General features: G+C 54.4%; 15 protein-coding genes and 1 tRNA gene. 8 read left to right on the top strand and 8 right to left on the bottom strand.

Translation table 11 applies throughout. The annotated features are described in order from the left end of the window. Positions 1 to 598: 598 nt before the first annotated feature. From Q0K07_RS06810 to Q0K07_RS06795, 4 genes are all read left to right on the top strand, one after another. Positions 599 to 745 carry a hypothetical protein gene (locus tag Q0K07_RS06810; protein WP_294557955.1) on the top strand — a complete coding sequence of 49 codons (147 nt, stop codon included), beginning with the start codon at positions 599 to 601 and terminating at the stop codon, positions 743 to 745. Between the two features lie 5 nt (positions 746 to 750). Then, positions 751 to 942 carry a hypothetical protein gene (locus Q0K07_RS06805; RefSeq protein ID WP_273524978.1) on the top strand — a complete coding sequence of 64 codons (192 nt, stop codon included), beginning with the start codon at positions 751 to 753 and terminating at the stop codon, positions 940 to 942. 12 nt (positions 943 to 954) lie between these two features. After that, positions 955 to 1,143 carry a hypothetical protein gene (locus tag Q0K07_RS06800; protein WP_294557954.1) on the top strand — a complete coding sequence of 63 codons (189 nt, stop codon included), beginning with the start codon at positions 955 to 957 and terminating at the stop codon, positions 1,141 to 1,143. A 151-nt stretch (positions 1,144 to 1,294) separates the two neighbouring features. After that, positions 1,295 to 2,785 (top strand): hypothetical protein, encoded by a 1,491-nt coding sequence (locus Q0K07_RS06795; RefSeq protein ID WP_294557953.1) that lies wholly within the window; start codon positions 1,295 to 1,297, stop codon positions 2,783 to 2,785. 241 nt (positions 2,786 to 3,026) lie between these two features. Here the strand turns inward: Q0K07_RS06795 and Q0K07_RS06790 are convergent, their stop codons facing one another. Further along, positions 3,027 to 3,593, bottom strand: a complete 567-nt coding sequence (locus tag Q0K07_RS06790) for a recombinase family protein (protein WP_294557951.1) — start codon at positions 3,591 to 3,593, stop codon at positions 3,027 to 3,029. Between the two features lie 369 nt (positions 3,594 to 3,962). Here Q0K07_RS06790 and Q0K07_RS06785 point away from each other — a divergent pair. Both Q0K07_RS06785 and Q0K07_RS06780 read left to right on the top strand, forming a co-directional pair. Continuing rightward, positions 3,963 to 4,047: transfer RNA gene (locus tag Q0K07_RS06785), tRNA-Leu, on the top strand. A gap of 604 nt (positions 4,048 to 4,651) precedes the next feature. Beyond that, positions 4,652 to 5,899, top strand: a complete 1,248-nt coding sequence (locus Q0K07_RS06780; RefSeq protein WP_294557949.1) for a YqiA/YcfP family alpha/beta fold hydrolase — start codon at positions 4,652 to 4,654, stop codon at positions 5,897 to 5,899. 165 nt (positions 5,900 to 6,064) lie between these two features. On the opposite strand, the gene Q0K07_RS06775 is transcribed toward Q0K07_RS06780, so the two are convergent. Together Q0K07_RS06775 and Q0K07_RS06770 are read right to left on the bottom strand one after the other, a co-directional pair. After that, complete coding sequence (locus Q0K07_RS06775) at positions 6,065 to 7,744, bottom strand: DUF4116 domain-containing protein (protein WP_294557947.1); 1,680 nt, start codon at positions 7,742 to 7,744, stop codon at positions 6,065 to 6,067. Positions 7,745 to 7,980: 236 nt separating this feature from the next. Next, a complete protein-coding gene (locus Q0K07_RS06770; RefSeq protein ID WP_294557945.1) occupies positions 7,981 to 8,928 on the bottom strand; it encodes a WYL domain-containing protein in 948 nt (315 codons plus the stop codon). Between the two features lie 242 nt (positions 8,929 to 9,170). On the opposite strand from Q0K07_RS06770, the gene Q0K07_RS06765 reads away from it, so the two are divergent. Then, positions 9,171 to 11,006 carry a 3'-5' exonuclease gene (locus Q0K07_RS06765; protein ID WP_294557944.1) on the top strand — a complete coding sequence of 612 codons (1,836 nt, stop codon included), beginning with the start codon at positions 9,171 to 9,173 and terminating at the stop codon, positions 11,004 to 11,006. Positions 11,007 to 11,433: 427 nt separating this feature from the next. Here the strand turns inward: Q0K07_RS06765 and Q0K07_RS06760 are convergent, their stop codons facing one another. The 3 genes from Q0K07_RS06760 to Q0K07_RS06750 all read right to left on the bottom strand — a co-directional run bounded on the left by Q0K07_RS06760 (position 11,434) and on the right by Q0K07_RS06750 (position 16,619). After that, positions 11,434 to 13,335: a TRAP transporter large permease subunit gene (locus Q0K07_RS06760; RefSeq protein WP_294557943.1), complete on the bottom strand. Its 1,902-nt coding sequence runs from the start codon at positions 13,333 to 13,335 to the stop codon at positions 11,434 to 11,436. Between the two features lie 105 nt (positions 13,336 to 13,440). Continuing rightward, entirely contained in the window at positions 13,441 to 14,496 is a 1,056-nt protein-coding gene (dctP, locus tag Q0K07_RS06755) for a TRAP transporter substrate-binding protein DctP (RefSeq protein ID WP_294557941.1), read from the bottom strand. Between the two features lie 89 nt (positions 14,497 to 14,585). Next, positions 14,586 to 16,619 (bottom strand): FAD-dependent oxidoreductase, encoded by a 2,034-nt coding sequence (locus Q0K07_RS06750; protein WP_294557939.1) that lies wholly within the window; start codon positions 16,617 to 16,619, stop codon positions 14,586 to 14,588. Positions 16,620 to 16,929: 310 nt separating this feature from the next. Between Q0K07_RS06750 and Q0K07_RS06745 the strand changes: the two genes are divergently transcribed. Continuing rightward, a complete protein-coding gene (locus tag Q0K07_RS06745) occupies positions 16,930 to 17,853 on the top strand; it encodes a LysR family transcriptional regulator (RefSeq protein WP_294557937.1) in 924 nt (307 codons plus the stop codon). An 85-nt stretch (positions 17,854 to 17,938) separates the two neighbouring features. Here the strand turns inward: Q0K07_RS06745 and moaA are convergent, their stop codons facing one another. Next, complete coding sequence (moaA, locus tag Q0K07_RS06740; protein ID WP_294557935.1) at positions 17,939 to 18,994, bottom strand: GTP 3',8-cyclase MoaA; 1,056 nt, start codon at positions 18,992 to 18,994, stop codon at positions 17,939 to 17,941. A 1-nt stretch (position 18,995) separates the two neighbouring features. Then, positions 18,996 to 20,033, bottom strand: coding sequence for a bifunctional molybdenum cofactor biosynthesis protein MoaC/MoaB (moaCB, locus tag Q0K07_RS06735; RefSeq protein WP_294557933.1), 1,038 nt, complete (start codon positions 20,031 to 20,033; stop codon positions 18,996 to 18,998). Between the last annotated feature and the right edge of the window lie 12 nt (positions 20,034 to 20,045).

The following is a 20,045-nucleotide window of genomic DNA, read 5'->3' as shown; positions in this document are numbered from 1 at the left end:
AGCAAGATTGACAGACAACATAAAAATGTGTTATAATAAAAGGTTATACTTTTTCTATTTTTGTTTTACAGGGTAATTCAATAGGCCAATATAACAATATATATTTGAATTACAATGAAATACGTTGAAGTCCTTTGTAATCTAAAAAGGATAAATATAATATATTAGAAGGTGAAATATGTACAGTTTATATTCAGATGCGTTGAAGAAACAGATTACTTTGAGACTAACAGAGCAAGATTATCAAAAATTGATTCAGGTATTTGTAAATCGTGATGAACAATTACAAATTGAGCATAGGTGTCTAAGTGAATTCATTAGATACATAATTTTGTCTTTTCTACATATACAGAAAAGAAAAGACAGTTTGTATAAAAATAATTACTTGAGATAGTAGGGCAAAAATATGATTAGTTTTTCCGATTTTATTAATCTAAAAGCAAAAGATATTGGCGGGGTGGGTATACAGAAGACCGAGTCGGCGGCTATTCGGAAAGTGATAGAATGTATCAGGGAAGAAATGATACACATCAAATCAAATACCGTGAAAAAATTTTTAGAAGATATTATGTCAGAGTTGATGAAGAGGAAATAAAAGATGGAATATTTGATTGAAATTACTAAAAAAAATAATAAAAATGAAACTATGCGACTATTGAATGAGATAGTAAAGTTAGTAAAAAAGAGTAATCTTTCTATTTTGAATGGTAATGATAAAGACACTTTGAAGATTGTAAAGGAATAAAAACGATGAAAGAAGAGAAGGCTTGTGAAATTGTGGTGGATTACACGATTATGACGGATGAAGTAAAAAAACTAATCAACGGAATTGATTTATTACATCAAAAGATTTTTGACAAAAAGATATATTCAACAATACGTTATAACCATAAAACCGATGATTATTCGGGTTTGAGTAAATTTACAACTATAGTAAATTAAAGGAATATATAAATGGAACAGAATGAAGCGGTTGAATATGATTTAGATGTTATAGAACTAAATGAGTTCTATCAAAAAGTATGTAGGCTATTTGATGAAAAGAATAAATTAGTAAAAGAATTTTATGATTCGTACACTTATGAAGAATCAGTCTATTTAGACTACCTAATGACAAGAAAGATAGAAGATATTCTAAAATAAAATAAAGCCTATGTGGAGTTTTATTTCCACATAGGCTTTTTTATAAAAATTCCATATATAATTGATTTTTGAGGATTATTATTGTATAATTTGTCAAGGAAAAAAACTATATTTGAGAAAAAATTATATATGGAACTAAAGGAAAAACACTATGAAAACATATGAAAATGATGGAAACAGAATTTTTTATTGGAAGATATGTAACATACAGAAGAGAAATGAAACCATTGAAAAGATAATCTACAATAAATTTTCAAATATCGTAAACGAACATAGAAAGAAACGAGTTATAGTTAATACGCTTTCTTTGTTACTTATAAAGATATTTATAAGTTGTGAGAAAGAACTTTTTTCAGATACCGATAAAAGGAGATGGGTATTTGAAAATTGGTATTCTTACAAACACATGAAAAATACAGGATTATTATTAAATTTTTCTAATTCACATACCAAAAACGAGTATTATATGTACGGTGATATAAAGATATATCATCGGACGTTAGCAAAAATATTAGATGAGATGGAACAAAAAAGGTATTGTGTTAGACGGAATGGCTACTTTTGTATGAATAAGGGATATAATTCAAAATTTCAAAATGGTTTTTGGCTATTCAATTGGCAGAAATTCTATGAATTATACGCAGAATACAGAGATAAACTAAATCTTTTTGATGTTGAAATAGATAATTATTCACCAGTAGTAATAAAACGGAAAATAGACGGTAACTATAAAAATTGTACAAATGAATATAATATAGATTTATTATTCAAAGAAGACATAGAATATATAAACAAGTTGAGAAGTATGTATTCAGAAATGAACGTATCGTTGGATTTACAAAATGCTAATAACGTTCAAAATCAAATTTTTGAAGATTATTTGAATAAAAAAAGATATGAGTATGAAAATAAAGATGAATCTAATGTGTTTCAGTATGATGTATATACAGAAATTGAACTATTGAATAAGAGATTATCTAAACCATATAATCCGTATAGATTATATCACGATGATGGGAATTTTTGTTGGGGAAGAGTTTATGGTAATGGCATTGATTCATTACCAAAAATGTATAAAGATAGTATAATGAAGATAAATGGCGATTACACAGTTAGTATAGATGTAAAATCAAGTATTCTACAATTCTATATTCTAACGTATCATGAAGATATTGATAATAAACAAGATTTTTATTCATACGAGTCTTTACAAAATGTTATAGATAGAGAACATATAAAACTATTCAGTCAATGTCTAAATTATAATTCATCTTTATTAGATGCTTTCAGAGCATACAACGGAAACTACATATTGAAACAGAATTATAATAGCATTATAACAATGGAATTATTCAAATCTATATACCAAAACATGATTGAAGAGAGACCATACTTTCAAGAAATATGGTTACATCCAGAAATGAGTAAATCCATAATTAGATATGAAGCAGATTTTATGAAGACAGCATCTCAAGAAATGATGAATCAACACATGCCACACTTATGTAATTTTGACGCAATCTATACATCTTATAAAAATTTATCTACAACAATAGATATTTTTTGTTCTCTATCTTTATCTATATTCAACCGTTCTATATATATAGACTACGATAAAGAACTTTATTCATCACTTATTTGATTCGTAATAAAAAACGGATGGGTTCACTATCGTTCACCATCCGTTTTTGACGGGAACATTCACTTGCGTTCATGTTCCGTCAATCTAAAATAATAATTTAGTTTATCTTTAGTTTCATCATGATGAATATTTAGTTTTATTGAATTTTATTCTTTTTTTCTATTTCATTGTTATTCTATTAATGGGCACTATAACAATAAAGAAAGCCGGATGATTTTTTGAACCATCCGGCTTTTCTTTTTTAGTCGTTAGCAGCCAAGTAGTTGTATATTGTGGCACGGCTTACGTTGTATATCTTGGCTAAATCTGTTGGCCGTGCTCCGGCCGCGTGCTTTTCACGCAGTTCAGCGACGGTTTCTTTGGATAACGTGGGCTTCCTGCCAACGTTTTTGTACCGCCCGGCGGCGTGTGCGATCGCCACCCCTTCGCGCACCCGATTGACTATCAAATTTCTCTCAAATTCGGCCACACTTCCCAAGACGCCACAAAGCAATCTAGACATAGGGTCTGCCTCCCCGTTACCCGAAAAAGTTAAGTTTTCTTTGTGGAATTTAATGGTGACGCCCTTACCGTTCAGCGTGTCAATGATTGAGAGCAAATCTTTCAGATTGCGTGCGGCGCGGTCAAACGAATGAAAATGAACTATGTCATTTTCACGCGCATAATCCATCATGGCGGCCAGTTCGGGCCGGTTATTCATGGCCTTCCCGCTTATCTTGTCACAAAATACTTTATCGGCGGAAATATGTTCAAGTTGCCGGTCTACATTTTGACTAACCGTTGAAACACGAACGTATAAAATTTCCATGTGACCACCTTTTTCATGTATTCATTCAAATCAAGATGTAAATTTGATCTATATGATCAATTAGAATATGTCAATAAATCGGAAATTATATTATTTTTCTACACATTTTGAATGATATTAGACCAATAGATTATTCTATAGTTTTTTTATACAAATTTTATTATTGGCGTCCAGTGATTTTTTGTATATAATGGATTATATTAATTCATTATTTTTTATTAGGGAGCGAGGGGAAATGTGATAATAATCTGATATAACTAATTTTTCTTTATTTTTCTTTCTGTACCATACAAACGTATTTTAAGGCTTTGCGAATGATTTCTATTGAAATCGTTTGAAACACTTTGAAAAAATCCAATTATTTCGCGTGCCCAGGTGGTGGAATTGGTAGACACACTATCTTGAGGTGGTAGCGCCGAATGGCGTGGGAGTTCGAGTCTCCCCCTGGGCACCAGTCAGCAAGTAAGAGCCGCAAGCATTCGTTTGCGGCTCTTTTGCATTTGTTCTCCATGCGGCAGGCCCTGCTTTCCTTTCCGGGAGCAGGGCTTTTTTTGTACCTGCGATATGCTTCCGGCGGGGTACGGCCCGGCAGTCCTGCCGGGCGGCACCCCGGATTTTCGGGCGGCAGATTCAGCGGAGCCTGCCTTTCTCTCCGGGAAGAAAAAGCAGGCGTTTTTTTGTCCACCCAGCTGTGGACGGGGGCTGGAATTTACCTGTACCCTGCCGGAATCTATGGTATATATTCTCTTCATGGGGAGAGCGGCCATCAAGCGGCGCCTGAGGTGTGAAGATGAAGAAGCGCTCTTTTGCCATGCTTTTTTGTGCGATGTGCCCTTTTCGGCGGAAAGCTGTGCGGCGTAGTCACGGTACGGCATGAGAAGTGCCTCCCGGAAGGAGCCGCGGTGTCTTTGCCGGAAGGCCTGCCCGCAGCATGCTTCCACCGCCCGGCATTGCCGGAAGGGGCCTGACCCGGTTCCGTTTTCATGCAGGGGGAGGTATCCGGGAGAAGAGGCGCTTTTTTTGTCATGACGGCCGGTATCTGCCGGCAGGGAGAAGAGATGGATCGATTTGTCTATATTCATGGCCTTGGCAGCGGAGCGTCGAGCCGCTCCGGCAGGGAACTTGCCGGACTGCTGGGCACGGATGTCATCTGCCCGGAGTACGACTATGCCCGGCCTTTTTCCGAATGCCTTTCCTCACTGCGCCGCCAGATCATCGAGTCTGTGGATGAGAGAAACGACCGCCTCTGCGTCATGGGTTCCTCGCTGGGGGGATTTTATGCGCTTCAGCTGCGCCATCCGGCCATTGTGCATGTGGTCGCGTGGAATCCGGTGATATTTCCGGCCATGCAGCTGGAACAGTTTCTCGGGATGAACACGCGCTTTTTCGACGGCACGCCGTGGGAATTCACCCGGGAAACGCTGCTTTCCTACGCGCAGGCTCCCGACCCGCGCCCCTGGCGCAATGAAATGTGGGCCCGGGAGGAACGCCGGGCAAAGGACCGGGAAGAGGCGGCCGGGCCGTGCTTCATCGTGGGCGGGCGCAGAGTGTCCCTGCGTGCGGAGGAAGAGGCGAAGGGAAGTTTTGCCCTGCGTGAGCAGACGGTGCTTCCCCGGCGGGATATTTTCCTTGGAGACAGCGACGATATTCTGGACGGCCGCCTTGCCCGCGCCTTCTGGCAGGGCTGCGCGCATCTGCACGATATCGTTTCGGGGCATCAGATTCTGGACTATACCCATGCCGTGGATATCCTGAAGGACGGCAAGATGCTGGAGAATTTTTCCTTGTGGACGGCGGGGGAGACCTGGGCCGAGCCTTTCCGTGAGGCCGCCGCCTTTTCGCTGGCAGGTCTTTTCGATCCCGGCGATGCCCTGGAGAGGGTGCGTCGCATGCTCCTGCTTGCCGATGTGGAATATCTGGAAATGGAAGGAGAGAAGGACAACGCCGCGCATACCGTGCTTGCCGTGTTCTTTCACCTGCGGCATGAGGCGCGCATGAAGCGTCTTCTTGCCGGACTGGTCCGGCTCTGCGGCGGAAAGAGCTATGCGCTCATCCGTGCCGACGGGCAGGTGTTGCGCCATCAGCTGGCGGCACAGCGGCTCATGGATGCGGAATATCGTCTGCCGCAGACCGGTTTTTCCTTTACGGATGCGCTGAAGAGCGCCTTTTTGGGCTGGCGGGGGACATGCGCGCGGTGGCAGGGGCATCAGAATCATGGCTCTCTCATGAATGCCGCCCTGCGTGAGCGTTTTGCCGATCTGTGGGACAGAAACGAGGACCCCGTGGAAGCGTTTGAATGTGATTGAGAAAACGCCGTTCTTGAAAGACGCCGTGGCGGCTCCGGCCGCCATCCATGCCCGTACCGATTCCCCCGGACGGGCTTTTTTCTGTCCTTTGCAGGGGAAATAAGAAAGCCGCACCGGATTTGGCGCGGCTTTCTGCGGGGCATGGTCTCATGCGTTTGAGTCTGGTCAGGCTTCAGGCCGGCCGTCTGCCTTATCTTCCGGCGAAGCGTCGTTTTTTTCTCTGGCCAGCGCATCCCGTACCCGTGCGGCCATGGCGCTGTCGCGGATATAGGGGAGGGCCTCCTCAGAGTGCCGTGCGGCTGCGAGACAGAGTGCTTCGCTCTGTTTTCTCACATAGCGCAGGGGGCTTCCGCCCCAGCGGTGCCGTGTCACGGCAAGCATGGCCGTTTCTTCCGAAGGTTCGGGGATGTACTGCAGCGCATCGCCCGTTTCCAGCACGGCGGCATGCTGCACCTCTTCCGAAGGATCAAGGATGAAGCGCAGCGCCTGCGCGTTCTGGGTGACGGCGGCAAGGCGGATGTCTTCCGTAGGCTCGTTCACATACTGCAGGGCCATGCCGTCCTGCCGGACGGCTTCGAGACAGAGGCTTTCCTCCTGCCTGCGTACATGGCGCAGGTTCAGGCCGTTGGCCTGTACGGCCTGCATGCAGATCTGCGGTGTCTGAGGAATGCGCACCCACTGCAGGGCGCTTTCCCAGCTGCCGCAGGCAAAGGCCTGACGGCACAGCGCTTCATTCTGAGTGTGGACATAGCACAGGCAGTCGCCGTCGTTTTCCAGTGCGGCCGCGCAGAGCGCCTCATCCTGTGCCGCCACAAACTGCAGGGCCTGCCCCCAGTCGGACACCGCTTCCATGAGAAGAGCGTGCGAGGGGTGCACCATCCAGCGCAGGCTGTAGGGGCTTGAGCGCAGGGCGGCGAGCTGAAGCGCCTCATTCTGTTCCGGCAGAAAGCGTATGGAGGTGCCGCCCTGTTCCACCGATTCCATGCAGAGCTCGAAGGTCCTGTCCTTCACATAAAGCAGCGCGTCGCCGTCGCAGCGCACGGCGGCAAGGCAGATGCCGGGAGTCTGGTTCCGCACATAGCGCAGGGCTTCACCGTTCTCGCGTACGGCGGTGAGACAGATATCTTCCGTCTGATGGCGTACATAACGCAGGGCAAAGCCGTTTTCCCGCACGGCGGCGAGACAGACCTCTTCCGTCTGGCTCCGCACATGGCGCAGGGCTTCGCCCTTTTTGCGCACGGCGGCAAGGCAGACCTCTTCCGTCTGTTCCTCTTCGGAGAGAAGTTCCAGCGCGTCGGGGTCCGCCGTCACGGCGCGCAGGCACTGATCCTGTGTGGGATGTTCGATGCGGGCCAGGGCCGTGCGCGCGGAGGCTTCCCTGTCCAGAAAAAGGTCGGGCGGAACACCTTCGGGCAGAAACGAGGTGCCCGTGGGGGAAAACACCGCAAGATAGAGAAGATTCTTTGTCATGTGCTGCACATAGGCCAGCGCGTCGGGATTCTGCTTCAGTGCAAGTTCGCAGATATCGTCGTTCTGCTTCTTCACGAAGCGCAGGGCAAGGCCGTTCTGCATGACGGCTGCGCGGCAGAGCGCAGGTGTCTGTTCCTGCACGAATTCCAGGGCCTCTCCGTCTTCGAGCACGGCGGCAAGGCATATTTCCGGTGTCTGGCGGCGGACATGGCGCAGGGCAAGGCCGTCGGTCTGTACGGCGGCAAGACAGAGTTCCTCATCCTGTTCGCGCAGGAAGGCCAGCTTTTCCGGCTTTTCCCAGAGCATGGATATAATATCGTTCCGATGATTTTTTTCTCCGGCCATGAGGCCTGGACAGGGGCATATTTGAGACATGTTTTCTCCTTGCTGCTTCCGACGGAAGTATTCCGGACGGGAAAGATCTTCCTTCACTTTCAGAAGCCACCATAGCAGCAGGAGAAAAAGAGGGAAGAAAAGATGGCGGGTCTATCCACCTCTGGGTGGACGGCAACGCGGAAGAAAACGTCAGAAACATGCACGATCCTTCGGAAACAGGACTTCTTCCGGAAAAGACGGCCGTTCTGCATGCCGGGAGATGCGGAGAAACGAGGTTATTTTTCCTCCGCAGGCTCCACAGCGATGACTTCCGACTCACGGCCCCACTGCTTGGCCCAGTACAGGACCTCCTGCGGGTCGGAAACACGCACGGAGAAAATAAGCTCATGTTCGCCCCGGCGTATCTTCTGACTGGAATGCCATGTCTTTTCCAGAACATAGCGCATGGCACCGCCGGTAAATCTCAGCGTGACGTCATAGAGCCTGTCGCCGAAGACCCCGGAAAAGGCATTTTTCTGCTTTTCTTCAAAGCCGCCGTCGTCCATGGGATCCCAGGAGCAGAAAATGCCGGTGGGGCGAACTTCGTCGATGCGGTTCAGGCGGAAGATTTTCCATGCCGGAGGGGTTTCGTCCACGGTCCTGGCATAAACGTACATGGCGCGTCTGCGGATGTAGAGACGGCGGGGGTCTATTTCCCTCCAGCTTCTGGTCCAGTCCGTGGCTCTGGTGTACAGAATGCGGACGCGGCGGCCCTGCGTGACGGCTTCCTGAAGCGGGGCGAGCACCTCGGGCCTGACGCCGAAGGCGCCTTTCGTGACGCAGGAGTCGAAACTTTTCTGAAGCTGTTCCCGGAAGGGGGAATCCAGCCCTCCGGCCAGCTTCCGGCCCGTTTCCATGGCAAGAGCGGCCAGCGTGCCGTCCCCTTCTGCGGCGAGATGCTCCAGCGCGAACATGAGCAGAAGGCGGTCGCTGAAGGTAAGCCCCGTGATGGGAGTCAGCCTGTCTTCCAGAATACGGAAGCCCCGGTTTTTCTGAAAGTCGAAGAGGAACCCCACCTCGGCAAGGGCGGCCTTGTCCTTATAGTACTGGCTGCGGCTGATGCCGAATTTCTGCCACAGGTGTTCCTGCGTCTGATGCGGTTCCCGGCGTATTTCCTGCGCAATGCGCAGAAGCCGTGTGATTCTGGGCGAGTCGTCTTCCCGGATTTTTTGCGCGCTGTCCATAATGTTCTCCTGCCTGAGAGTTGCGTGAATTTTCCGTAAAAGCAAGAAAAAACAGAAGGCATCCTTTCTCTTTCAGGGGATTTTCCGGCAGGGCGGGGAAGGCCGGATCTTTTCGTCCTTACCGGGGAGAGGTACGGCTTCATTATGGGGAAGCCTGCTTGCCGTCCCCCTGGTGCGGGGATAGCATGGCCGTATGCCGCGCTGTGTATGCAGGAGCCTTCCGCGGTATGGAGGAATGACGTATGGCCACCATGATTCCCGCAACCCTTCCCGAAGACGTCACCGAAGGGGAAAGGCGTTTTTATCGTTTTCTGGAAAAGCTCCCCGTGTTCTTCACGGCCTGGATCAATCCCTCTCTGGACGGGGTGACGGCCGACTTCGTGCTCTATACCCCGAAGAACGGACTCATTGTGCTGGAAGTGAAGGACTGGGCGCTGGATCAGGTGGTGTCGGCGGACAGAAACGCGGTCCGGCTGCGTCTGGGCTGGAAGGAGGAGAAGCGGACCTGTCCGCTCGGGCAGTCGCAGAGCTATCTGAACCGTCTGAAGGCCATGTTCCAGAAGCCGGGAGGAAAGGAATTTCTGCTGCCTCTGCAGTGCGGGGTGGTGTTTCCCAACATACGGCGCGAGGAATACGCGAATCGTCTGCGCCGCGACGCTGCGGTTTTGGAACTGACGAATCCTTCGACCACCCTGTTCCGGGATGAGCTGGAAGATCTGGAGCATGCCTCCGACAGGGGAGAGCTTTTTCAGCGCGTGCTCAACGCGCATTTTCCCTGCCGGTTTTTCTATGAGCACAGCACCCCTCTTCTGCAGAGCGTGAAGCAGAAGCTGGGCAGTGCCGTTCTGGTGGAACTTCCCGGCAGAGACTGGAGGAGCGGAGAAAAAAGGCTGGTGGCGCTGGATGCGGAGCAGGAGAGGGAGGCGCTGCATCTTTCCGGCGGAAGACGGCTTCTGCGCGGTTCGGCAGGGAGCGGGAAGACGCTGATCCTGGTGCGGAGGGCGGAAGAAATATGGAAGAGCCGCCCCTCGGCGCATATCCTGATTCTCTGCTTCAACCTTTCTCTGGCGGGATATATCCGGCGCATGCTGTCGGAAAAGGCCCTGCCCCTGGGCCGGGACGGGATAGAGGTACTGCCTGTCTTCGACCTTATGGCGCGCATTCTCGGCGACAGGGTGGAGGAGAGGGAAAGTGCCGATTATTATCAGACCATACAGGCCATGGCCGTGGAAGAGCTGGAAGCGAACCGGGACAGGTACGACTTCTGGGATGCCGTGCTGGTGGATGAGGCGCAGGACTTCACGCCCATGATGGTGCGCATGGTGCGTCTGCTTTTAAAGGAGAGCACACCGCTTCTGGCCGCCATGGACACGGAACAGCACCTGTATGCCGACAGCAGGCCTGAAACGTGGCTGGACATACCGGGCATGAAGACCTTTTCCCTGAAAGGCCGCTACCGTTCCACCCGTCAGATCACGGCCTTTGCGGAAGCATGGCTCAATGCGGAACACTATGTCCCGGACGGCACGCTGGGCGTGCTGGAGGGGGAGATGCCGCAGGTGTGCCATGCCTCCGGCCGGGAGGAGGCCGCCGCCATGGCCGCCGCCGATCTTGCGGCCATGCGCCGTTCCGGCCTGCCGCAGGGAGAGATGGCCGTACTGTATGCCCGCACGGATGGAAACCTGCCCGGCCTGCTCATGGACGCCCTTGCCCGGAACGGCATGATGACGCTGTGGCCTGCGGAAGACGAACGCGCCAAACGCCGTTACGACATCACCACGGATGCCGTGACCGTTTCCACCATACACAGCATGAAGGGCATGGATTTTGCCTGCGTCACGCTGGTTCTGCCGCGTGAACTCGGGGAGGGGCGGGAGCGTATGCTTCTGAAGAACATGGCATCCCGCCGTGCGGCCTGGGAGGAAGGAAAGGACCGGAGGGACAGGGAGAGCGCCACCCCCTTCCACGCTCTTGTCTATGTGGGCATGACGCGTGCCCGTCAGAGGCTTTCCATCATCTGGTACGACAAGGCGGACAATGAGGCGGGAGGAAAGAGCGCATCCGGCCCCCGGACCTGAAGGGGCGGCAGGACTGTTTTTTTCATGCATATGCCCGGGCAGACCGGGCATGGGACAGGCTCTGCATCATGCCGTACAGACGCCGGAGTCCACCCCTCCGTGGCGATGAGACTCCGCCGTTCCGGGATGCCGGGACGGGAACGGTGCCCGCTTTCCGACGTGGCCGTGGAAAGATGGGAAAGCTGCCGGAGCATGAGGGCTTTCCGGAGTGCGGTATCTGCGGAAGCGGCAGATGTGCCGGAGTATTTCAGAAAAACTTTCAGGAATACTTTCCGCCGGAACAGGGAGAAGGCGGCCCGGTTTTTCCGGGTCGCCTTCTTCTGCATGAGGGGGCGGAGTCTGCTTGTGGAGCATACCCGCGGGGCGGTTTGTCATGGGGCGGGGAATTGCGCCTCTGTTTCGTGCTTCATCCTCAGGAGGCAGGGAATCAGAACAGCACGGAGGGGAGCCAGAGGGCTATCTGCGGGAAGACTGTGAGCAGGAACACCAGCATCAGCATGGCCAGGAAGAAGGGCACCACCCTGCGGAAGATGCCTGCCATGGGAACATCGGTGGCCACACTGCTCAGGGCGAAGACGTTGATGCCCACGGGCGGGGTGATCTGCCCGGCCTCCATGAGAATGACGACTACCACGCCGAACCATACGGGGTCGAAGCCCAGCTCGATGATGGTGGGATAAATGGCGGGCAGCGTGAGCAGTATCATGGGGATGACGTTCATGAGGCAGCCCATGATGATGTAGAAGAGCACGATGGCCGCAAGCAGCACATAGCGGTTGACGTGGAGGTTCACCACGGTGTCGGCCAGATCGTAGGGCAGAGCGGTGGCGGCGAGGAAGGTGCCGAGAATACTCACACCGATGAGTATCAGAAGGAGTCTTCCCGTGACCTGCGCCGTGGAATTGAGCGCGTTTTTGAAATCGTTCCAGCTGAGGCGGCGACGGCACACAGCATAGAGAAGCGTGCCCGCCGCGCCGACGGCGCCGCCTTCATTGGGGCTGAACCAGCCGAGGAGAATGCCGCCGAGAATGAGGAAGATCAGGGCGACCATGGCGAAAATCCCTTTGATGGAGCGGATTTTTTCCTGGAAGGTGGTGGCTTCGCCGCGGGGAGAAAGTTCGGGGTGACGGTAGGCGATGAAGAGCAGCACGGATATGAACATGAGCGTGAGAAGAATGCCGGGAATGACGCCCGCCACGAAGAGCTTGCCTATGGAGACCTCGGTGACGAGGGCGTAGAAGATGAATCCGGTGCTCGGGGGAATAAGTATGCCCAGCGTTCCGCCTGCGGCGAGGGTGGCGCAGGCGAGGCTGGCGTCGTACTTCTTTTTGCGCATTTCAGGAAGGGCCACGGAGGCCATGGTCACGGCGGTTGCCATGGAATCGCCGGAAACGGCGGCAAAGCCCGCGCAGCCGCTTACGGTGGCGATGCCGAGTCCGCCCGGCTGACGTCCGAGCCAGACGTTGGCGGCGTTGAACAGATCCCGGCTGATGCCGCTGTACATGGCAAGTTCTCCCATGAGAATGAACATGGGCACCACGGTATAGGTATAGTTCGAGGCCACGTTGTAGGGGTTGACCCCCAGCATGGAGAAGGACGCCTTGAAGTTGGGGTAGATGACCAGCATGCCGATGTAGCCCATCAGGGCCATGGCCAGCCCTATGGGCATGCCCAGAAGTATGCTTGCCATGAGAATGATCATGCCGAGGGAGCCGAGGAGCATGTAGTTGTCGGCAAGTTCCGTTCCACGGACGAAGAACGGCAGGGAAAGCAGGAGAATGCTCAGCGCGATGCCGCAGAGGAAGGAAAGATACATGCGCTGGGAAAGCATATCCGCAGCGACGGATACGAAGTTCGCAAGCAGGGCGAGGGAAAAGATGAGGCAGCCGAGGGCGCCGTAGAAGATGAAGGGCGCAAGGGGGATGCCCAGCATGCCGCTCAGTTCGTTGTTGGCCAGCTTCATCGTGCCGTTCTGCCACACGCACCAGGTCACCAGGCAGAGAAGAAGGAAGGGGCAGAGCGTGGAGACCACTTCCAGCATGTCGCGGACCTTCGGCGACATGTAGTCTGTCAGCAGCGTTACGCGGATGTGGGAGCGGTCGTCCTGAATGTAGCCCAGGCTGCTGAACACAAGGACGACCATGCAGAACTCGACAAGCTCCATGGCTCCGATGAGGGACTTGTTGAACAGAAAACGGCTGAGCACGTCCAGAACGGTGGGAATGGCCATGAGTCCCGCAGCCAGCGTGGAGAGCCTGTAGAAGACTCCGTTGACGCTTTTGGAAAGCACGGCCAGGCGATGCGCAGCGTTTTCGATACCGGAACTCATGATTATCCTCCCTTGCTGTGGTGTTGGTGTTGGCTGCGGCCTGCTGAACCTGTCTTTTCCCGGCCCCGGAAGGGCTCCGGGGCGGAGAAAAGACGGAAGAAGGGGTTACCGGGCCTTTTCCAGAGAATCGGTCACTTCCGCGCCCACGCGGCGGACCTGTTCCAGCAGAGCCCTGGCGTCGCTTTCGGGGATACCGAGATCCACAACCTTTTTGAGCCATGCCTGGTCCAGAGGAGCGCAGGCCTTGACCCAGCGTTCATACTCGGCATCGTCCAGAGTGTAGAATTTTGCTCCGGCCTTGGTGAGGAGCTCCTTGCCGGAAATGTCGCCTTCATCCATCACGCCGGACATGCGGCTTGCCCATGCTTCGCTGCAGCAGGTGCTTTCAATGGCCTTCTGGATGTCCGGGGGGAAGCTGTCCCACAGATCCTTGTTGATGCCGACGAAGCGGATGTCCTTGCAGAGACTCACCAGGGTGATGTGTTTGACGATGTCCTGAATCTTGATGGAACCCGAGGCCAGCAGGGAAAAGAGGGCGGAATCGGCGGAATTGCGGGAGAGCGTCATGTAGATGTCGGGGAGGGGAACAGTGATGGGGTTGGCTCCCAGCGCCTGCACGGCATCGGCAAAGGGTTTGCTCATGCACGTCATGCGCAGGCCCTTCATGTCTTCAAGCTTCGTGACGGGCTTTTCCTTGGTCATGATCTGCATGGAGCCGCCGCCCCAGTAGCCGAGGACCTTGACGGAGTCCATTTCCTTCTGAAGCAGGGGAGAGGACTGGAATACGCGCCATGCCGTCACGCCCTGGGCCGTGGAATTGCCCGTGATGAGCGGAAGAAGGAAGACGTCGTGCAGGGGGAAGCGGCCGGTATTGCGCGCATGGTCGATGGCGCCCATGTCGATGGCGCCGCTTTCGATGGAGGTGACGATTTCGTTGACCGGGCAGATGGTGTTGGGGTTGAAGTAGCGTATCCTTACCTGTCCGTTGGTGGCCTTTTCAATTTCCTTGAGCCACGGCAGAAGTCCGTTGGCTACGCTGGGGTGGGATTCGAAGTCCGACCCTGTGAAGCGAAGGTTCCAGGTTTTTGCCTGCGAGGTTCCGGGAAGGGTGAAGATGAGCGCCGCAGCGGCTGCCAGAGCAATGAGAAAGCGCTTGTTCATAGAGACCTCCGTATTCTCGAAAGAGGGGAAAAGGGCTGCGCTGCGTCCCGTGCGGTACGGCAGGGGACGCAACGCACGAAGAGATGCCGTTACAGTACCACGGCTGCGTCGTATCCCGACGCCGTGGCGTCGGCCACGGTGCCCACCTTTCTGCAGTCGCCCACATGGATGACGTCGAAGGCCAGGTCGTCGAAGCGCCGGGCTTCCTCGTCAAGGGATTTCATGCCCGTGCAGATGATGACAGCATCGGCCCTGATGTCCGCAGCGCCTTCCGGCGTTTCCACCACGATCTTGTCCTTCCCGATTTCCACGCAGCGGGCGGAAACGTGGGAAGTGATGTTCGGGTCGTTGTCCATGAGGTGCAGGGTATGGACGCGTTCGGTATAGATGCCGTCCGGGGCCAGAATGGGAGCCATTTCCACGATGTCCACCGTGTAGCCGAGATGAGAGAGCTGGAGCGCGACTTCGCAGCCTACCATGCCGCCGCCGATGACGGCCGTGTGTCTGCCGGGAAGCTTTTCCTTTTCATGGCCGAGTATGTCCATGGCCGTGAACACATGGGGTGCATCCAGACCGGGGATGGGGGGCAGCAGCGGCTGTGCGCCCACGGCGACGATGACGGCGTCGGGCGATTCCGCAGCCACGCGTTCGGGAGTGGCCTCCTCCCCGAGGTGCAGGCGTATGGCGGCCTTGCGCACCTGAATTTCCAGGTAGCGGCGGTAGCGTTCCATGTTGTCGATCTTGAACCACATGGCTTTGGCATAGGTGGAAAGCTGGCCGCCGAGCTCGTGGGACTTTTCAAAGAGCACGACCTCATGCCCGCGTTCGCATGCCGTGAGCGCCGCATTCATGCCTGCGACGCCGCCGCCGATGACGACTACCTTCTTTCTGCTTCCGGCCGGGGGCAGGTCCAGGCGGCACTGTCCGTTGCCGTGGTAGACGTTCACCGCGCATTCCGCGCGCCGCGTGGTGGTGGGAAATTCGTCGAAGATGTCCGCAATGTTGTGCAGGCTTGTGTTGCGCTTGCCCAGGGGAATGTCCAGACAGTGCATGCAGCGGATGCAGGGGCGTATGTCCTCGGCTCTGCCGCAGCGGGCCTTGTTGGCCCAGTCGGGGTCGGCTATCCAGCCGCGCGCCATGAGCACATAGTCGGCCTTGCCTTCGGCCAGAACCTTTTCCGCAAATTCGGGGGTGTCGATGCCGCCCAGGGTGCCGATGGGAATATGGATGTCGGGGGTGCTCTTTACCTTCGCCGCCAGGTGAACGTTGTGCCCTTCTTCAATGAAATGCGTGGGGTGCATGATGGCACGGCTGAAGGGCACGAAACGGTTGCCTGTGGAGATGTGCACGAGGCTGGCGTAGTCCTGCAGCATGCGCACGTTTTCTATGGTATCTTCTATCTGTATGCCTTCCGGCACGCATTCATCCCCGCTCAGGCGCACTTCGATGAGAAAGTCCTTGCCGACGGTCTTGCGCACGCGTTCCAGCACCATGAGCGGGAAGCGCATGCGGTTTTCCACGCTGCCGCCGTACTTGTCCGTACGCTTGTTCAGAATGGGGGACAGAAAACCGCCCATGAGCCAGCCGTGACCGTAATGGAGCAGAACCATGTCGAAACCGGCGCGCTTGGCCATGTTGGCGGCCTTGCTGTAAATATGCGCCACATAGTCCATGTCGTCCTCGTTCATGGCGCGTACATGCACACCGCTCGGCATATCCATGTCCATGGCCGACATGGGGTCGCGCCCGTCGCCGAAGGCGGGCATGGCGAAGTGCCCGCTGTGGTTGAATTCTATGGACGTCTTGGCGCCGAAGATATGGCAGTATTCATTATAGGTGTTATAGTTCTTCAGACATTCTTCATCGATGATGTTCAGATGGCTGTCGTGCGCCGCGCTGTTGACCCTGTCCAGCAGCGATTCCCCGATATGGACGGCGCCCGCGCCGCCCTTGGCAAAGCCGCCGTAGTAGCGCATGCCTTCCGGCGTCATCAGATTGTTCACCCCCGCGGAAAAGGGCGTGTGCGTGGGAGCGACGAAAATACGGTTCTTGAACGTGGAGCGACCGACGGTCATGGGACTGAACAGGTGCGGGTAGAGCTGCTTGTAAACCGGAGAACTCATGGATATACTCTCCTTGGCAAAAATAATGGTAGACCGGGTCTGACTTTTGCTAGCATTGTTTCTTAGGTAACAATGTCGGGCCTTGAGGCATAGAAGATGAATGTTGTGACCCCTTACAGATAAAAAGCTGTAACATATATAATATATTGATATAACGCAGTTTTTTATTTATTATCCGCCAAAGTTCCGGCAGAATTTTTTTTGGGAAATTTTTCCCGGTCCGGGGCGGAGCATCGTGGAAGAACAGCGTGCGGGCGCGTTGAGTGGCCGTTGAAGCGATGTCAGGAAGAGGGGAGGAGCGGCGTCAGGCATGACGATACGGCAGTTCAGGTATTTTTTGAAAATCGCTCGATGCGGTTCCATCAACAAGGCGGCCCTGCAGCTCGACATCACCCAGCAATCTCTGCTTGCCTCCATGAATTCCCTGGAGAGGAGTCTGGGCTTTTCCGTGTTCAGCCGGTCGAAATCCGGCGTAAGCCTCACCCCGGAGGGCGAGGCCATTCTTGATGACGTTCAGCGCATCGTGGATATCTGCGCGGGATGGGCGCGGTTCATGGAGAATGCAGGCACGGTACGCAGTCCCATACGCATTGCGGGCACAAGTTCCATGATCAACCTCATTCTGGGCAAGGCTGTCCTGTCGCTCAAGGAAAAGTATCCCAACGTTGCCATTGAGCTGCATGAGCGGAAAAAAGATGAACTCATGCACATGGTGATGGAGGATTCCATGATCGGGCTTTGCGGAGCGCTTCCGCCGGAGGAACTGGAAAACCGTCGCCTTGTTCTGGAAAAGGGCGGCATGCAGGTGGAGGTCATGGGAGCGGACGACTATGCGGTCATCGTCAACAGCAGCCATCCTCTGGCCTCACGGAGCACGCTGAGAACGGAGGATCTCGGGCAGTTTACCGCGGCGCTTTATCCCAACGACGATCATACCTTTTTCTACAGCGGGATATACCAGCATTTTTCCCGCCAGCACGCCCCCTACTACGGTTCCAAGCAGGAGAGCCTGCTGAACCTCATTCTGCGCGACGCCACGGTGGCCGCCGTGTTTCCCGTCAGCGTTGCGCGCAATCCCAATATCCCCGAGGGCAGTCTGAAGGGCCTGTTTGTGGATGATTATCCCATGCCGGGCCTGAACTGCCTTGTCTACCCGCGCGAGGACAGGCTTTCTCCTGTGGAAAAGGCCGTCATGGAAAGTTTCAGGGAAGTGTACCGGCAGGAGAAGCTGTAGTTTTCTCCGGGGAAGCGTCGGGGGAGCAGAAAAAGAGCCCCCCGCCCGGGGCGGGAGGCTCTGAAGCATGGTTTCCGGCAGGCGCTCATCCGCCGATGGCGGACATGCGCTTATGGGCCACGGGGCCGTGTCGGGCGGCGAGGATTTCCGCGCCCACAGGCTTGCGGGCCACGGCGTCCAGCATGACGGCGCGCACGGCATCGAGCCCCTTTTCGCGCAATACGTCGCGGATGGGGTATTCCGTATCGTCGAAAAGGCAGGTGCGCAGGTTCCCCTCCGCCGTGAGGCGCAGGCGGTTGCAGGACTGGCAGAAGCTCTGCGTGACGGAGGTGATGAGTCCGAAACTGCCCCGGGAAAGGGTGCCGTCAGGGCTTCTGAGCTTCCACAGCTTGGCCGGACCGCGCTCTTCCGCCGCTTTCCCCTCGCTTTCTTCTCCGCCCTTGCGGCGCAGGGCCACAGGTTCCAGACTCCAGTGGCGGCGTGCCGTTTCCAGAATGTCGGCCGCGCTCCAGAACAGGTTCCTGGACCAGATGGTGGTGTCGCCCATGGGCATGAATTCAATGAAGCGCACATCCACGGGCCAGTCCATGGCCAGGGAGGCCAGGGCCGGAAGCTCCACATCGTTTACGCCGCGCATGGCCACGGCGTTGATTTTCAGCGGAATGCCCATGTCCAGCATGCGGTGCATGTTGTCGAGCACCGTGGGAAGCATGTCATGGCCGGTCACGGCGGCGTATTTTTCCCTGTCCAGCGTATCGAGGGAAAGGTTGACCGACACGCCGAGCTTCTTGAGGGTGTCAAGCGCCGGGCCGAGGAGCGTGCCGTTGGTGGTCAGCTTCAGGGCCGTGTGCGGAAAGCGGTCGTGAATACCGGAGAGAAACTCCAGAAAGCCCTTGCGGGCAAAGGGTTCCCCGCCCGTGAAACGGAGCTTGTGCACGCCGAGTTCCACGGCAAGGCCGATGAGTTTTTCTATTTCCTCAAAGCGCAGGATGTTTTCATGGGGGATGAAGGGAACATCCTCGTCGCGGCAGTAGCGGCAGCAGAGGTTGCAGCGGTCGGTCACGGAAATACGCAGGTAGCGCACCTCTCTTCCGTGCCCGTCCCTGAGCAGGGCGGGCCTGTCTTCCATGGCGTCCGGCATGTCATATCCTCCCGCAGTCGCTCATGTCGCCGTTCAGCTTTTCCAGCGCATGGGGCAGTACGGGCAGCAGGGAGGCAAGGTTTTCCATGGCGGCGCGGCGGCTTCCGGGAAGGGCGAGAACCATGGTCCGGCCCAGCGTGCCCGCAAGGCAGCGCGAAAGAACGGCCCGGGGCGTATGCGCGAGGCCTTCGGTGAACATGACCTGCTCGAATCCGGGCAGGCGGCGTTCCAGCACGGGCAGGAGCGCTTCGGGCGTGAAGTCGCGCGGGGACAGACCGGTGCCCCCTGTGCTGACGATGAGTCCCCATCCCGAGGCGGAAAGCTGCTTCACCAGTCTGCGCAGAGCGCGCGGGTCGTCCGGCAGAAGGAAGAGTTCCTTCTTTGCAGGATTGAGGGCGGAGAGCATGTCCAGAAGCGCAGGGCCGCTTTCATCGACCCTTTCTCCGGCATAGCCCTTGTCCGAAAGGGTGATGCAGGCCACGGCAAGGCCTTCGCCCGTCCAGGGTTCCGGCGCAGGGCGCGGGGCGGGGAGGGGGCTGTCCTCCACTTCGAAAAGCAGCGGATCGTCGGTCTTGAACAGGCCGCTCTTGCCGCCGGATTTCAGAATGAGGCGCACGTCGCGGATGACCACGTCCTTCTGCACGGCCTTGACCATGTCGTAAATGGTGGCCGCCGCTACCTGTGCGGCAATGATGGCTTCCATTTCCACACCGGTGCGTCCGGTGGTGCTGGCAGAGGCTTCCAGCAGTACGGAAGGCGGTTCGTCCTGCACCCTGAAGCGTACGTCGGCATGGGTGATGGCGAGGGGGTGGCACATGGGGATGAGTTCGGAGGTGCGCTTTGCCGCCATGATGCCCGCCACCTGGGCCACGGTGAGCACATCGCCCTTGGGCAGGGCCTTTGCCTTGAGAAGTTCCAGCGTATGGGCGTTGAGTTCCACCACGGCCCGGGCTATGGCCGTACGCTTCGTTTCGGACTTTGCGCCTACGTCCACCATGCGGGGGGCGCCGGAGGCGTCGAGATGGGAGAATTCGGACATGGGAGCCTCGGC

Source organism: uncultured Mailhella sp. (assembly GCF_944324615.1).
Taxonomy (GTDB): domain Bacteria; phylum Desulfobacterota; class Desulfovibrionia; order Desulfovibrionales; family Desulfovibrionaceae; genus Mailhella.
The sequence above is the reverse complement of the archived record's forward strand: the minus strand, read 5'-3'. Positions and strand labels throughout refer to the sequence as shown.